Source organism: Methylobacterium fujisawaense, assembly GCF_039619325.1.
GTDB classification, from domain to species: Bacteria; Pseudomonadota; Alphaproteobacteria; order Rhizobiales; family Beijerinckiaceae; genus Methylobacterium; species Methylobacterium fujisawaense.
Window position 1 is genome coordinate 4,164,128 of sequence record NZ_CP155000.1, and the last position, 13,661, is coordinate 4,177,788.

Here is a 13,661-nt window from a genome sequence, read left to right on the forward strand (position 1 = left end):
GCCACGATCCATCCGCTTGTGTCGCCGGGCTTTGCCCGGAGACCGGCCCCGAGGACCGCATGGCCTTCCTGAACGATCTGCCCATCGCCGAGCTGATCGCGAATTACGGTTACATCGCGATCTTCGTGATCATCACCCTCGAGAGCGCCGGCGTGCCATGCCCCGGCGAGACGGTGCTGATCTCGGCCGCCGTCTATGCGGGCAGCACCGGCAATTTGAATATCGGCCTGGTCATCGCCGCGGCCGCGGCGGCGGCGATCCTGGGCGACAATGTCGGCTATTGGGCGGGGCGGCGCTGGGGCATGCCGCTGCTCCTGCGCTACGGTCACCTCATCGCCCTCGATCACGGGCGGCTCAAGCTCGGCCAGTATCTGTTCCGCCGGCACGGCGGCAAGATCGTGTTCTTCGGCCGCTTCACCGCGATGCTGCGCGCCTACGCGGCCGTGCTCGCCGGGGTCAACCGTCTGGATGCCCGGCGCTTCTTCGCCTTCAACGCCCTCGGCGGCGTCGTCTGGGCCGGCAGCATGGGGATCGGCTCCTACTATTGCGGGCGCCAGATCGAGCACATCGTCGGCCCGGTCGGCCTGACCCTGCTGGCGCTCGTGGTGTTCGGAGGCCTGGCCCTCTGGCTGTTCGTGCGTCGGCACGAGGCGCGGCTGCTCAGCGAGGCGGAGACCGCCATCCCCGGGCCGCTTGCCTGACGACCGTCACGCCTCCGCGAGGTCGTGCGCGTCGAGGGTGTCCAGCGCCTCGTGATGCATCAGGAGCACGCCGGTCGCCGTGGCGAGCCGGCGCGCGGCCGGGGTGAAGCCGGCATTGGAGACCACGGCGGCCCGGTCCCCGTCCCAGTAGCGCAGCGCCGCGGCCGCTTCCTGCACGGCGGCGTTGCCGACGGGCTTGCTCAGCCGCTTGCATTGCACCACGAGGCGCAGGCCGTCCTGCACCGCGACGATGTCGGCGCCCTGGTCGCCGCTCGCCGGCGTCCGGTGCGTCCGCCAGCCCGCCCGGGTCAGGCGCTCGGCGCAGTAGCGCTCGTAGTCCAGCCCGTCCCCCGGCGCCTCGTCCTCCTCCGGGAGGGCGACGGCCGCCGCCTCGGCCTCGATGATCGCCAGCATCCGCTCGTGCTCCACCTCGGCGAGGTCGGCGAAGCGGGGGCCGAGCTGCGGCAGGACGGTCCGGTCGAGAAAGTAGTCCCGCTCGCGCAGCCAGCCGTCCTCGATCCAGTTGCCGTAAGGATCGCAGTAGCTCTCCTGACGCCGCCGCAGCGCCAGCGTGTCGGCATGCGCCCGGGCGATCCGCCGCACCCGGGCACGGAAGCGGCGCTTGCGCCCGAGATGCCGGAGCAGGACCAGGACGAGGGCCAGGCCCGTCGCGGCCAGGGCCGGCCGGCCGTACCAGAGCCCGAACGGAAGGCCGATCACGGCCGTCCAGAACAGGCGGGCAACGGGATTGGGCTTGCCGGGCATCGGGTCTCTGAGGCGCTGACGGGCCCCTGACCCTCGCAAGCTTGGCTTGCCCGATGCCTAACCCGGATCCGAAAGCTGTGGACGCGCTCGGCGCGCCCTCAGCCCTTCCGCCGCTGGTGGCCGAGGCCCATGCTCTTGGCGAGACTGGAGCGCGCCGCGGCGTAGTTCGGCGCCACCATCGGATAATCGGGCGGAAGGCCCCATTTCGTCCGGTATTCCTCGGGCGTGAGGTTGTAGTGCGTGCGCAGATGGCGCTTGAGCGACTTGAACTTCTTGCCGTCCTCCAGACACACGATGAAGTCGGGCTGGACCGAGCGCCGGACCGGCACGGCCGGCCGCAACTCCTCAATCGGCGTGATGGCCGGCTCGCCGAGACCGTGCAGCGTCGCGTGGATGGCCGCGATGAGCCCGGGCAGCTCCGGCGCAGGCACCGGATTGTTGCTCACGAAGGCCGACACGATGTCGACGGACAGCGCGAGATAGTCCGGTTGCCCTTCACCCGTGGCGTCCATCCCATAACCTCCTGTCGATCCCGGCTCGCCGCCAACCCGAGGTGCCGGCCGGAATCTGTCTCTGCTCAACCCGATACAGGGTAGTTAAGCAGCAGTTACTATGGTGGTGGGAATTTAATAGCAAGACCAATCTACACACGCCCACAACTGCCGTCTTGGAGTGGATAAAGCGCGCTGGATATTGGAAAAAAGGCAGTCGCCAACGATGCCGTCGGGGCGATCGTTCGGTGTCCCCATGTCGCGTGCCGCTCGGGCGTTGCAGGCGCGCCGGATCGCGCCATCTGAGGGAGCGGCGGGCGTTCCATGAGCCGTGCCCGATCGGACGAAGCGGGGGACCAGATGCGTGCCGGCACGAACGGCCTGCGGAAGCTCATCCCGTGACGGCGGCGCCGTGAGCCGCCGGTCATGAGCACATACCGGTTCGACAAACTGCTGGCGCCCCGGTCGGTCGCCCTGGTGGGTGCGGTCGCCCGCGTGGGCTCACTGGGGCGCAGCGTGTTCGACAGCCTGCGCGCCGCGGGCTTTCCCGGCGCGATCCTGCCGGTCCAGCCCGATCAGGCGACGGTCGAGGGGCTGCCCTGCGTGCCCAGGGTCGCGGATCTCCCCGTCGCCCCCGATCTCGTTCTGATCGCGGTGCCGCCGCCGCGCGTGCCCGAGGTCGTCGCGCAGGCCGCCGCGATCGGCGCCGGGGCGGCGGTGATCCTCACCGCCCGGCTCGGGTCCGAGCCGGACGATCCCGGCCCGGTCGCCCACCGGATCGCCCGCGCCCACGGCCTGCGCCTGCTCGGTCCCGACAGCGCCGGCCTCGCGGTGCCGGGTGCCAAGCTCAACGCCAGCCTGTTCGCCCATGCCCCCGCTTCCGGCGACCTCGCCCTCGTCTCGCAATCCGGCACGGTCGCGGCCGCCATCGTCGCCTGGGGCGCCCGCCACGGGACCGGCTTCTCGGCGGTTCTGTCGCTCGGCAGCGTCCTCGATATCGGCGTGGCCGATTGCCTCGACCACTTCGCTGCCGATTATCACACCCGCGCGATCCTGCTCTGCCTCGACAGGGTCGCGGATGCCCGCCGCTTCATGTCGGCCGCCCGGGCCGCCGCGCGGGCCAAGCCCGTCGTGGTGCTTCGGGCCGGCCGGCACCGCCCGGACACGCGCGCCGCCGCCACCCATACCGGCGCCCTGGCCCGTCCGGATGCGGTCTACGCGGCGGCGTTCCGGCGGGCGGGCCTGCTGGCCGTGCCGGACCTCGACGCGATGTTCTCCGCTGTGGAGACCCTGGGGCGCCAGCGGCCCTTCCCGGGCCACCGGCTGGCGATCGTGTCGAACGGCCGCGGCATCGGGCTGCTCGCCGCGGATCGGCTGATCGAGCGGGCCGGGACCCTGGCGGCGCCCGCCGAGGCGGACGACCGCGCGCCGGGCAACCCCCTCGACCTCGGCATCGATGCCGCCGGGCCGGCCTTCTCCGCCGCACTGGCACCCCTGCTGACCGATCGGACGAGCGACGCCGTGCTGGCGATCCACGTGCCCACGATTCGTTCGGAGGCGGGCGCGGTGGCGCGTGCCATCGCCGAGACGGTCGAGGCCGCCCGGGCCGGCCAATCCCGCAAGAAGCCCGTCTTCGCGGTCTCGCTGGGCGACGCGGAGGCGGGGCGCGAGACCTTCGCGCAGGCCGGGATCCCGCACTTCACCACCGATTCCGAGGCGATCGAGGGCTTCCTGCACCTCGTGCGCTACCGCGAGGCGCAGGACGACCTGATGCGCACGCCGGACTCGCTGCCGCGGGACTTCTCCCCCGACACGGCGCGGGCCCGCTCGATCGTCGCCGGGGCGCTGCAGCAGGGGGCCGCCTGGCTCGACCCGGTGGCGGTCAACGGCCTCTTGGAGGCCTACGGGATTCCGACCGTGCCGATCACGCTGGCGCCCGACAAGGACGCGGCGGCGGCGGCCGCATGGCCGATCATCGCGGCGGGCGGAACGGTGGCGCTGAAGGTCGTCTCGCCGGACGTGGTGCACAAATCCGACATCGGCGGCGTCCATCTCGACCTGACCAGCGAGGCCGACGTGGCGGACGCGGCCCGCAGCATCCTGGCCCGCGCGCGCCGGGAACGGCCGGATGCCCGGGTGACCGGTTTTGCCGTGCAGCCGATGGTCCGCCGCGGCCAGCGCCGCGAGCTGATCGCCGGGCTCGCCGAGGACGCGGTGTTCGGCCCGGTCGTGGTCTTCGGCCGGGGCGGCACCGCCGTGGAAGTGATCGACGACCGCGCCCTCGGGCTGCCGCCGCTGGACCTGACTCTCGCGCGCGACCTCATCGCCCGCACCCGGGTCGCGCGGCGCCTCGAAGCCTACCGCGACGTGCCCGCCGCCGATCTCGGGGCGATCGCGCTGACGCTGGTGAAGCTGTCCCAGCTCGCCGCCGACCTGCCGCAGGTGCGCGAACTCGACATCAACCCGCTTCTGGCCGACGAGACCGGCGTGCTCGCCCTCGATGCGCGGGTCCGGATCGGGCGCGCCGAGCGCGGAGCCGACGGACGCGGCCATCCGCGCTTCGCGATCCGGCCCTACCCGACCGAATGGGTCCGGACGCTCAACCTCAAGGACCGGACGGTGCGGGTGCGGCCGGTGCGCCCGGAGGACGAGGGCCTGTTCCTGACCTTCTTCAAGGGACTCGACCCGGAGGATCTGCGGCTGCGGTTCTTCGGCCCGGTACGCGAGTTCAGCCACGCCTTCCTGGCGCGTCTGACGCAGCTCGACTACGCCCGCGCCATCGCCTTCGTGGCCACGGAGATCGAACCGGGCGGCGGCGAGCGCATGCTCGGCGCAGTCCGGCTGCATGCCGACGCCAACCATGAGAGCGGCGAGTACGCGATCGCGGTCGGCCGCGATGCCCGGGGGACCGGCCTCGCCTTCGCGTTGATGCGCCTCATGATCGATTGGGCGCAGTCCGAGGGCATCGGGCGGGTCGAGGGCACGGTGCTCGCCGAGAACCGGCCGATGCTGGCGGTGTGCCGCCGCCTCGGGTTCACGCAGGGGCGGGATCCCGACGACCCGGGCCTCGTGAAGGTGCACCTCGATCTCGCCGGCAGTTAGCGGCGGCGCGACGAGGCCGGACCCGACATCGGCCGTGCCGATGCCGGGAGGCGCGGCTCAGTGGCCGCTGTCGGTCGCGTTGCGGGTGGTCTCGTAGAGGAACCACGTGCGCTCCTCGGACTGGTCGATCCATTCCTCCAGCTGCGAGGTCGTCGCCACGTCGCCCGCCTCATCGGTCACGCCGTGAAGCGTGCGCATGTTGGCGGTGAGAGCCTTGTTGTCGTCGCGCAGCTCCTTGAGCATGTCGAGGGGCGAGACATACTCGGCATCGTTGTCGGCCACACGGGTCAGGCTCTTGGCCTGGCCGAGCGAGCGCAGCACCGTGCCGCCGATCTTGCGGGCGCGCTCATTCACGGCATCGATGATCTCGAAGATCTGAGCGGCCTGCTCATCCAGCAGGAGGTGGTAATCGCGGAAGTGGGGTCCGCTCATGTGCCAGTGAAAGTTCTTGGTCTTGATGTAGAGGGCGAACAGGTCCGAACTCAGGATCGTCAGGCCCTCGGCGATCGTCCGCACGTCGTTCGGATCGAGGTCGGACGGGGTGTTCAGCCGCGCGCTCTCGATGCGGCTGCTCGGCTTGGCCTTGGCCATGGTGGTCTCCAGTCTGATTCCGTGGCTCGGCGCGTCGCCCCGTCTCGCTGAAAACGGGTCGATGCGCGTTCCATGAGCCAATGACGGGCCTGCCGGGAGGTTCCGGTGGACCGAGAATCGCATGGCTGGGTTGGGCTTAGCGGATAGGTTCGACAGATTCCAAACTATGGCGCTCGGCGGCCGAGCGGCCTACCGCGGGCTTCGCGGGGGTGGGTTTGACTGCGGCGGGCTTGGTCGCAGCGGCCCGCGCCGGGGCCGGCTTCGCGTCGTGGGCGGCGCCGGGCCGGGGCGCGGTCGGCGCGGCACCGGCGGAGGCCGGCTTCGCGGAGGCCGCGTCCGCACCCGGGGGTGCTGCGGGGGGGATCGCGCCGGTGGCGGCCGGTTCCGGAGCCGGCGTGTCGAGGGCGTAGATGTCGTCGCGGAAATGCGCCTTCCCGTCCGGCGTGGCGAAGCCGGTGAGATACACGAAGACGACCGGGACCGGCTTGGCGAGCTTGATGTCGCGGCGCTCGCCATCGGCGATCCCGGTTTCGATCTCGATCGGGCCCCAGTTCGTGCCCGGCCCGTTGGGCCCGTCCGTGCCCTGGAGCAGCCAGCCGACGAGTTCCTTGACCTGGCCCACCCGGACGCAGCCGTGGCTGTGGAACCGCACGCTCGCGGCGAAGAGCGATTTTGCCGGCGTATCGTGCATGTAGACGGCAAAGCGGTTTGGCATGTCGATCCGCACCTGACCCAGCGAATTGTCGAAGCCGGAATCCTGCCGCAACGTGTAATTGACCGCCTTCTCGCCGGCCCAGTCGATCCGGGTCGGATCGACCTCGCCCGAAGGGCCGAGGATCCGGATGTGGTTCTTGGCGAGATAGCCCGGATTCTTGCGCATCTGCGGGATGATCTCGTTCTTCACCACCGAGGCCGGGACGGTCCAGGTCGGGTTGAAGTTGATGTCGGTGATCCGCGTCTCGACCGGCGGCGTCGCTTTGTCGGGGGAGCCGACCACCGCGACGTAGCGGCGCGCAACGGCGCCGTTCTCCACCGCCTCCACGGCGGCGGACGGGATGTTGACCACGACGTAGCGGTCGCCGAACGGGAATTTCGAGCCCATCAACCGGGCCGCGGAGGCGGCGAGCTGGCGCTGGCGCACCGCAGCGGGCACGTTGAGCGCATTGATGGTGAGCCGGCCAAGTATGCCGCTGTCGGGGAGGCCGTGGCGCGCCTGGAACGCCGCGATCGCCGCCACCAGGGGCGGGTCGAGGCGGTCGTTCGGCGGGGCATCCGCCGGCAGGTCGCCGGTCAGCGTCAGATGGTGGCGCAGGGCGGGGATCGCCGGATTGCGTTCGCCGGGCTTGAGGCGCGCGAGGTCCTCGGGCAGCCGCTCCCAGCCGCCGGCCTCCGCGAAGGCCGCGTAGCGCTCGGCCGCCCGGAGGGTGTCGAGGAACGTCCGGGGGGTCAGCGTCGGGTTCGGGTCGGTGGAGACCTTGGCGTAGACCAGCGGGGCCGGCTCGCGGGATTTCTTGGCCGCCTCCTGAGGCTTGGCCTGCTGGGTTTTGATGTCCGACGACTTGGTGTCCTGAGACTTGTTGTCCGGGGATTTGGCATCCTGGGCCTTGGCATCCTGGGCCTTGGCATCCTGGGCCTTGGCATCCTGGACCTTGGCATCCTGCGCCTTCCCCTGCGCCGGGACAGGCTCCGGCGCGGCCTCGGCCGGCTTGGCCTCAGGGCGCTTGGCATCCGCCGCCTTGCCGGCCGTGCCCTTCGCCTCACCCTTCGCCTCCGGCATCCGGGGCTCCTGGCCCTTCGCGGCCTCCCCTGTGGCGGCGGGCGGCACCGCGACCGGCACGGCGAGCGGCGGCACCGGGCTGCCCTGCACCGCGCCGGCGCCCTGCGCCAGGGCCACGGCTGGTGCGCCGAGGAGCGCCAGCAGCGACAGGCCCGCGCCCAGGGCGGCGTGCGGGCGGGTGTGACGGCGGGGCGGGACCGGGACCATACGCAACACTCCCGACGGCGCCCGAGACAGGGCGGTCGGGCAGGATCATGGACGGCCGTGGTTACCAATCTCCTCCGGTGTTGCCGGGGCCTTGAGTCCCGGATTCACCATCCGGACACTGGTCCAGCCGCTCAGCGTGCCGTGCGGATGTCCGTCCGCACGGAAAGGGCGCTTATGCTGGGCCCCTGACGCGACAGGAGATCGACCTCCGCCATGCCGGATTCCGGGTTTCTGGTCCCGAAGACGATGCCCTACCTGCCTCAGCTCGACGGGGTGCGGGCACTCGCCATCCTGATCGTGTTCGCGGCCCATTGCGGCTACAGCCACGTGGTGCCGGGCGGCTTCGGCGTCACCGTCTTCTTCTTCCTCAGCGGCTACCTGATCACCACGCTCCTGCGGATCGAGCGGGCGCAGACGGGCGCGGTGTCGCTCCCGGCCTTCTACCTCCGGCGCAGCCTGCGCATCCTGCCCCCGATGTACCTGACCCTGCTCGCCTCCGGCGCCCTCTACGGGGCGGGATGGCTGGACTGGATGCACGTCGAACCGGCGGCGATCCTCGGACAGGCGACGTTCCTGACCAACTATCCTGGCCTGTTCGGCACCGAGGCGGTGCTGCCGGTGCCGCTGTGGAGCCTCGCCATCGAGGAGCACTTCTACCTCGTCTTCCCGCTGGCCTTCGTGCTCTGGCTCGGGCGCCTCCGGCCGCGCCGTGCGGCTCTGGCCTGCCTGGGGCTCTGCGCGGTGGTGCTGGCGATCCGGTGCGAGAACGTCTGGCGGCTGCCGGATTACAGCCTGAACTACAGCTGGACCCACACGCGGATCGACGCGATCCTGTTCGGCTGCTGCCTCGGGTTGTGGAACAACCCGGTGGTCCCGGCCGACCGGGCGTGGCGCCCCACGGCCTGGCACGTCGCGGCCAGCCTCGCGGTGATCCTCGGAACCCTGGCGGTCCGCGAGCCCGCCTTCCGGGAGAGCCTGCGCTACACGCTCCAGAGCGCCGCCCTGTTCGTGCCCTTCGCGTACCTGCTGCACGGCGAGGGGCCTATGGTCCGGCTGCTCGCCAGCCGGCCGATGCGCCAGCTCGGGCTGTGGTCCTACAGCTTCTACCTCGCACACATGACCGTGGTGGCGCTGGTGTTGCACGTGAGGCCCGGGCTGCACGGCGTCGGGCTGATGCTGGCGGCCTTCCCGGTGACGCTGCTGTGGTGCTGGGGGATGTACGCGGTCGTCGAGCGCCCCTGCGCGCGCCTTCGCCGCCGGCTCCTCGCGGACCGGCCGCCCGAGCCGAGCCTGGCCGAGGACGGACGCCGGGCCGGCGTCACGCCCGCCTGAGCGTCTCGCGGGCGGCTTTGTGATCCGGCGCGGCCTCGAAGGCCGCCTTCATGGCGTGCCACAGGGGCTTGCGCCGGAACTGCGCGTCGAGGGGGAGGGCCCGCTGCGGCAGGCCGTCGGGCCGCTTGCGGTAGGGATGGTCGTTCAGCCACGTGTCGGGGTCGTAGATGTCCCAGGTCAGGACGTCGAGGCAGGCGGGCTCGTCCAGCACCACGTCGAGGTAGCGCCGGGCGTAATCGGCCACCTTCCGGTCGCGGGTCGCCACGTCGGACGGGAAGGCGCGGTCGTCGATGTCGAGTTCGGTGATCGCGATGCCGAGCCCCATCTGGCCGATCTCCCGGAGGAAGCGCCGCAGCTGGCCCTGGTCGATCGGGATCGTGCTGGTGAGGTGCGATTGAAGCCCGAAGCGCCGGATCGGCACGCCGCGGGACCGCATCGCCTCCAGGCGGCGCAGGACCTTGGTGCGCTTGGCCTCCATCCAGGGCACGCCCTGCTCCACCGCGTCCTCGTTCCAGGTGCCGGCGGCCGCCGGGTCGGTCTCGTGCAGGATCCGGAACGCGAGGTCGACGTAGCCGGGGCCGATCGCGGCGAGCCAGGGCGAGTCGCGCAGGCCCCCGCCGCGGTCGGGATCGGCCTCGTTGCCGAAGATCTCGTTGACCACGTCCCAGGCGACGATCTGGCCCCGGTAGTGGCCGGCCACCGTCTCGATCCAGCGCCGCATGAAATCCTCGGCCTGGACGGCGCTCGCCCGGCCGAGCAGCGGGCCGACCCAGGGCGGCAGCGCCGCGTGCCAGACGAGCGTGTGGCCGCGCATGCGCTGGCCGTTTCCCCGCGCGAAGCGCAGGATCGCGTCGCCGCGGGCGAAGTCGGTCTTGCCGGGCGCGGGCAGGACCTCCTCCATCTTCATCTCGGTGCCGCAGACGAGGATGCCGCATTCCCGCGCCACGGCCTGCCGGTAGGCGGGCGTCGAATCGAAGCGGTGGAACGGGACCTCGCAGCCGTAGAGCAGGCCCTTGGCGGCCGCCGCGGCCTGGAGGCTGTCGCCCGACCAGGACGGACGGCCGAGGGGACCGAACCCCGCCGGGCCGGCCGCACGCGCCGCATGGGCGAGGCCGAGGGAGGCCGCACCGGCGAGGATCGACCGGCGGCTCGGGGGAGGGGGCATCCGGGTGCTTCGTTCCGAAGGGTGTCCGGTCACCCTAGCAGAAGCCGCCGCCGCGGCGATCCGCGGGTTCTGCCGGGTCGCGGGATCCGGCTCGAACTCGCCTTCCGTCCGGCTCGCCCCATCTGAAGGGCGCCACGCCTCCGAGGATCCGTCATGAGCCAGAACCCCGCGATCAGCCCCGGCCGCAGCGCGGTCGTCACCGGCGCTGCGAGCGGCATCGGGCTCGCCGCCGCGCAGGCCTTCGCGCGGGCCGGCATGAACGTCTGGCTCGCCGACCTGCCGGGCCCGGCCCTGGACGCGGCCCGCGCCGCCGTGGCCGAACTCGCCGCCGTCGAGGTCCGGGCCATACCCACCGACGTGTCGGATCGCGGGGCGGTGGAAGCCCTGGCGGCTGCCGTCGCCAAGGCCGGGCCGCCGGCCCTGGTGATGCTGAATGCCGGCATCGAGGCCGGTGGGAAACTGTTCTCCGACGCCGACACCTGGACGCGGATCCTGGGCACCAATCTCGGCGGCGTGATCAACGGCATCCACGCCTTCGCCCCCGGCATGATCGCGGGCGGCAAGCCTGGGGCGATCATCGTCACCGGCTCGAAGCAGGGGATCACCACGCCGCCGGGCAACGCGCCCTACAACGTCTCGAAGGCGGGGGTGAAGGCGGTCACCGAGGCGCTCGCCCACGAGTTGCGCAACCGCGAAGGATGCCGGACCACCGCCCACCTGCTGATCCCGGGCTTCGTCTATACGGGCCTCACCAAGGCCCGGGGCGTCGCCGAGAAGCCCGCGGGAGCCTGGACGCCCGACGAGACCGTGGCCTTCATGCTGGAGCGGCTCGCCGCCGGCGACTTCTACATCCTCTGCCCCGACAACGAGACCACCCGGGCGCAGGACGCGAAGCGGATCGCCTGGGCGGCGGGCGACATCATCGAGAACCGGCCTGCCCTGTCGCGCTGGCACCCGGATTTTTCCGAAGGCTTCAAGCGGTACATGGAGGGGTGACCCATACGGCCTCGCGCGGCCCTGGGTCACTTCGCTTCGCTCGCGAAGACGGGGGAGCGAGACTCGTTGCGTGGCTGCGCGTGGGTTGCCGCGTTCACCGTCTTTGCGAGCGCAGCGAAGCAATCCAGGGAGCCGCGACGCCGGACCTGTTCACGCGAGATCTGGATACAGGTCGTTCCAATCCGGATTCATCGCCTCGATCAGCGCGAGCTTTTTCTTCCGTGAGCCCGCCTTGATCTGCTTCTCGCGCGTGATGGCCTCATTCATCGTGGGATAGCGCTCATACCAGACGAGGCGCTTGCAATCGTAGCGGCTGGTGAAGCCCTGGAGCAGCGCCTCGCGATGCTCGTAGACCCGCCGGGCGAGGTTGGATGTCACGCCGGTGTAGAGCGTCCCGTTGCGGCGGCTCGCCATGATGTAGACGGCCGGCTCACGCATCGTGCTGCCCTCCGACGCCGGCGCGCGGCCCTGGGTTGCTTCGCCGTGCTCGCAAAGACGGAGCGTGACGTCATCGGGTTGCCCAAAGCTGTCGCGGCCGCGCCCCGGCCCGGGCAGCGCTGGTCCGCGCCCCGAGTCTGGCGAAGCCCTTGCACACGGGCTAGGTCAGTGCGACGCAGCCGCCGCACGAGACCAGCGCACGACAACCGGGAGCCGCACTTGGCCACGATCATTCCCGTCGCCTCCTTCGACTGCGTCGTGTTCGGCGCGACCGGCGATCTGACCGCGCGAAAGCTTCTGCCGGCCCTGTTCTACCGCTTCCGGGACGGGCAGATCCCGGAGACGAGCCGGATCATCGGTGCCTCGCGCTCGGAATTGTCCCTCGACGCCTTCCGCGAGCATGCCCGCGACGCCCTGAAGCGTTTCGTCCCCGCCGCCGACCTGTCGGAAGACATGCTCCATCGCTTCCTCGACCACGTCGACTACGTCGCGGTCGACGGCGCCGGCGACAGCGGCTGGACGGACCTCGTGGCCAAGCTCGACGAGCGGCCCGACCAGGTCCGGCCCTACTACCTCGCCACCTCGCCCGACCTCTACGGCTCGATCTGCCGCAACCTCGCCGCCCACGGGCTCGTCGGCGAGAAGTCCCGCGTCGTGCTGGAGAAGCCGATCGGCAAGGACCTGAAATCGGCCCGGGCGATCAACGACGCGGTCGGCGAGGTCTTCCCCGAATCGCAGATCTTCCGGATCGACCACTATCTCGGCAAGGAGACGGTCCAGAACCTGCTCTCGCTCCGCTTCGCCAACACGATCTTCGAGCGGCTTTGGACCTCGGACGTGATCGACCACGTCCAGATCACGGTCGCCGAGACGGTGGGGGTCGAGGGCCGGGCCGGCTACTACGACACGTCGGGCGCGATGCGCGACATGCTGCAGAACCACATCCTGCAGCTCCTGTGCCTCACCGCCATGGAGAGCCCGCTCAACCTCGAGGCGAACTCGGTCCGCGACGAGAAATTGAAGGTGCTCCGCGCCCTCAAGCCGATCACCACGCACGATATCCAGAGCGTGACGGTGCGCGGCCAGTACGTGGCGGGCGCCGTCGACGGCAAGCCCGTCGAGGGCTACCTCTCCGAGCTCGGCCACGAGAGCCGGACCGAGACCTTCGTCGCCATGAAGGTCGAGATCCAGTCCGGCCGCTGGGCCGGCGTGCCGTTCTACCTGCGCACCGGCAAGCGCCTGCCCCGGAAGCTCTCGGAGATCGTGGTGCAATTCCGCGCCTCGCCGTTCTCGATCTTCCCCGAGGAGGCGTTCGGCCGCGAGCCGAACCGCCTCGTGATCCGCCTGCAGCCGCAGGAGGGCATGAAGCTCGAGGTGATGACCAAGGATCCGGGCCCCGGCGGCCTGCGCCTGCGTCCCACCGATCTCGACATCTCCTTCGAGGAGACCTTCAAGCAGCGCTATCCCGACGCCTACGAGCGCCTGCTGATGGACGTGGTCCGCGGCAACGCCACCCTGTTCATGCGCCGCGACGAGGTCGAGGCCGCCTGGGCCTGGGCGGACGGCGTGCTCAAGGCCTGGGCCGACCGGCCCGAGGCGCCGCGGCCCTACCCGGCGGGGAGCTGGGGGCCGACCGCCGCCATCGCGCTGATCGAGCGCGACGGCCGGACCTGGCACGAGGAACTGCGGTAAGGACGGTCTTCGGCTTACGGCCAAGCTGCCTTGATACGGCCAAGCCAGATGTGAAATCTGTCTGTGCCGTCGGATACCGCCCCGCGAGAGGGCGGATACGGCGCAGCACGAGGGATCATCAATGCTGGACAATCATCACGACGTGGCCGCTCAGGCCGAGCGTCGCCTGGAGCGTTCGGTCGCCGCCGCCCTGCGCGTCATCGCCGCAGCCCATGTCGAGCGGCAGGCCCCGCCGGTCTCCGCCGCCCGTCGCCGCCTGAGCGAGGTCTACGGCGCCACCCGCCTGGCCCGCCGCCTGGAGCAGGAGCGCCGGACCGCCTGAGCGTTCGCCGCCCGAACCGTCGCGCCGCGCCCCGGTCGGAGCGGCGAGACCCGACGTCGCGCTGCCCCGGGTCGCTTCGCGT

Annotated in this window: 12 protein-coding genes; 6 read left to right on the forward strand and 6 right to left on the reverse strand. The window is 71.2% G+C overall.

What is annotated here, in order from left to right:
- The first annotated feature begins 59 nt into the window (after positions 1-59).
- Positions 60-701, forward strand: coding sequence for a DedA family protein (locus ABC766_RS19795; protein WP_043385228.1), 642 nt, complete (start codon positions 60-62; stop codon positions 699-701).
- Between the two features lie 6 nt (positions 702-707).
- Here the strand turns inward: ABC766_RS19795 and ABC766_RS19800 are convergent, their stop codons facing one another.
- Both ABC766_RS19800 and ABC766_RS19805 read right to left on the reverse strand, forming a co-directional pair.
- A complete protein-coding gene (locus ABC766_RS19800) occupies positions 708-1,466 on the reverse strand; it encodes a restriction endonuclease (protein WP_043385231.1) in 759 nt (252 codons plus the stop codon).
- Positions 1,467-1,564: 98 nt separating this feature from the next.
- The gene (locus ABC766_RS19805; protein WP_345819303.1) at positions 1,565-1,978 is read right to left on the reverse strand and encodes a MucR family transcriptional regulator; all 414 of its coding nucleotides are present in this window, start codon (positions 1,976-1,978) and stop codon (positions 1,565-1,567) included.
- A gap of 405 nt (positions 1,979-2,383) precedes the next feature.
- Between ABC766_RS19805 and ABC766_RS19810 the strand changes: the two genes are divergently transcribed.
- Positions 2,384-5,059 carry a bifunctional acetate--CoA ligase family protein/GNAT family N-acetyltransferase gene (locus tag ABC766_RS19810; protein WP_345819304.1) on the forward strand — a complete coding sequence of 892 codons (2,676 nt, stop codon included), beginning with the start codon at positions 2,384-2,386 and terminating at the stop codon, positions 5,057-5,059.
- A gap of 57 nt (positions 5,060-5,116) precedes the next feature.
- On the opposite strand, the gene ABC766_RS19815 is transcribed toward ABC766_RS19810, so the two are convergent.
- Together ABC766_RS19815 and ABC766_RS19820 are read right to left on the reverse strand one after the other, a co-directional pair.
- Entirely contained in the window at positions 5,117-5,650 is a 534-nt protein-coding gene (locus ABC766_RS19815) for a DNA starvation/stationary phase protection protein (protein WP_342144591.1), read from the reverse strand.
- Positions 5,651-5,786: 136 nt separating this feature from the next.
- Complete coding sequence (locus ABC766_RS19820) at positions 5,787-7,634, reverse strand: L,D-transpeptidase family protein (protein ID WP_345819305.1); 1,848 nt, start codon at positions 7,632-7,634, stop codon at positions 5,787-5,789.
- Between the two features lie 213 nt (positions 7,635-7,847).
- On the opposite strand from ABC766_RS19820, the gene ABC766_RS19825 reads away from it, so the two are divergent.
- Positions 7,848-8,966 carry an acyltransferase family protein gene (locus ABC766_RS19825; protein ID WP_043385243.1) on the forward strand — a complete coding sequence of 373 codons (1,119 nt, stop codon included), beginning with the start codon at positions 7,848-7,850 and terminating at the stop codon, positions 8,964-8,966.
- Here ABC766_RS19825 and ABC766_RS19830 read toward each other — a convergent pair.
- Entirely contained in the window at positions 8,953-10,131 is a 1,179-nt protein-coding gene (locus ABC766_RS19830) for an endo-1,4-beta-xylanase (protein ID WP_075380863.1), read from the reverse strand. The two genes, ABC766_RS19825 and ABC766_RS19830, sit on opposite strands and share 14 nt — an antisense overlap.
- Before the next feature lie 153 nt (positions 10,132-10,284).
- On the opposite strand from ABC766_RS19830, the gene ABC766_RS19835 reads away from it, so the two are divergent.
- On the forward strand, positions 10,285-11,127 hold the full coding sequence (locus ABC766_RS19835) for an SDR family NAD(P)-dependent oxidoreductase (protein ID WP_179697207.1): 843 nt from the start codon (positions 10,285-10,287) through the stop codon (positions 11,125-11,127).
- A gap of 150 nt (positions 11,128-11,277) precedes the next feature.
- Here the strand turns inward: ABC766_RS19835 and ABC766_RS19840 are convergent, their stop codons facing one another.
- Positions 11,278-11,565 (reverse strand): GIY-YIG nuclease family protein, encoded by a 288-nt coding sequence (locus ABC766_RS19840; protein ID WP_345819306.1) that lies wholly within the window; start codon positions 11,563-11,565, stop codon positions 11,278-11,280.
- 219 nt (positions 11,566-11,784) lie between these two features.
- Here ABC766_RS19840 and zwf point away from each other — a divergent pair, with 219 nt between their 5' ends.
- Positions 11,785-13,257 carry a glucose-6-phosphate dehydrogenase gene (gene zwf / locus ABC766_RS19845; RefSeq protein WP_043357817.1) on the forward strand — a complete coding sequence of 491 codons (1,473 nt, stop codon included), beginning with the start codon at positions 11,785-11,787 and terminating at the stop codon, positions 13,255-13,257.
- Between the two features lie 121 nt (positions 13,258-13,378).
- Positions 13,379-13,579, forward strand: a complete 201-nt coding sequence (locus ABC766_RS19850) for a hypothetical protein (RefSeq protein WP_345819307.1) — start codon at positions 13,379-13,381, stop codon at positions 13,577-13,579.
- Positions 13,580-13,661 lie beyond the last annotated feature (82 nt).

Bases quoted from the DNA above. Each gene is read 5' to 3' on its own strand.
- ABC766_RS19795 (WP_043385228.1), top strand. From the start codon at position 60: ATGGCCTTCCTGAACGATCTGCCCATCGCCGAGCTGATCGCGAATTAC.
- ABC766_RS19800 (WP_043385231.1), bottom strand. From the start codon at position 1,466: ATGCCCGGCAAGCCCAATCCCGTTGCCCGCCTGTTCTGGACGGCCGTG.
- ABC766_RS19805 (WP_345819303.1), bottom strand. From the start codon at position 1,978: ATGGACGCCACGGGTGAAGGGCAACCGGACTATCTCGCGCTGTCCGTC.
- ABC766_RS19810 (WP_345819304.1), top strand. From the start codon at position 2,384: ATGAGCACATACCGGTTCGACAAACTGCTGGCGCCCCGGTCGGTCGCC.
- ABC766_RS19815 (WP_342144591.1), bottom strand. From the start codon at position 5,650: ATGGCCAAGGCCAAGCCGAGCAGCCGCATCGAGAGCGCGCGGCTGAAC.
- ABC766_RS19820 (WP_345819305.1), bottom strand. From the start codon at position 7,634: ATGGTCCCGGTCCCGCCCCGCCGTCACACCCGCCCGCACGCCGCCCTG.
- ABC766_RS19825 (WP_043385243.1), top strand. From the start codon at position 7,848: ATGCCGGATTCCGGGTTTCTGGTCCCGAAGACGATGCCCTACCTGCCT.
- ABC766_RS19830 (WP_075380863.1), bottom strand. From the start codon at position 10,131: ATGCCCCCTCCCCCGAGCCGCCGGTCGATCCTCGCCGGTGCGGCCTCC.
- ABC766_RS19835 (WP_179697207.1), top strand. From the start codon at position 10,285: ATGAGCCAGAACCCCGCGATCAGCCCCGGCCGCAGCGCGGTCGTCACC.
- ABC766_RS19840 (WP_345819306.1), bottom strand. From the start codon at position 11,565: ATGCGTGAGCCGGCCGTCTACATCATGGCGAGCCGCCGCAACGGGACG.
- ABC766_RS19850 (WP_345819307.1), top strand. From the start codon at position 13,379: ATGCTGGACAATCATCACGACGTGGCCGCTCAGGCCGAGCGTCGCCTG.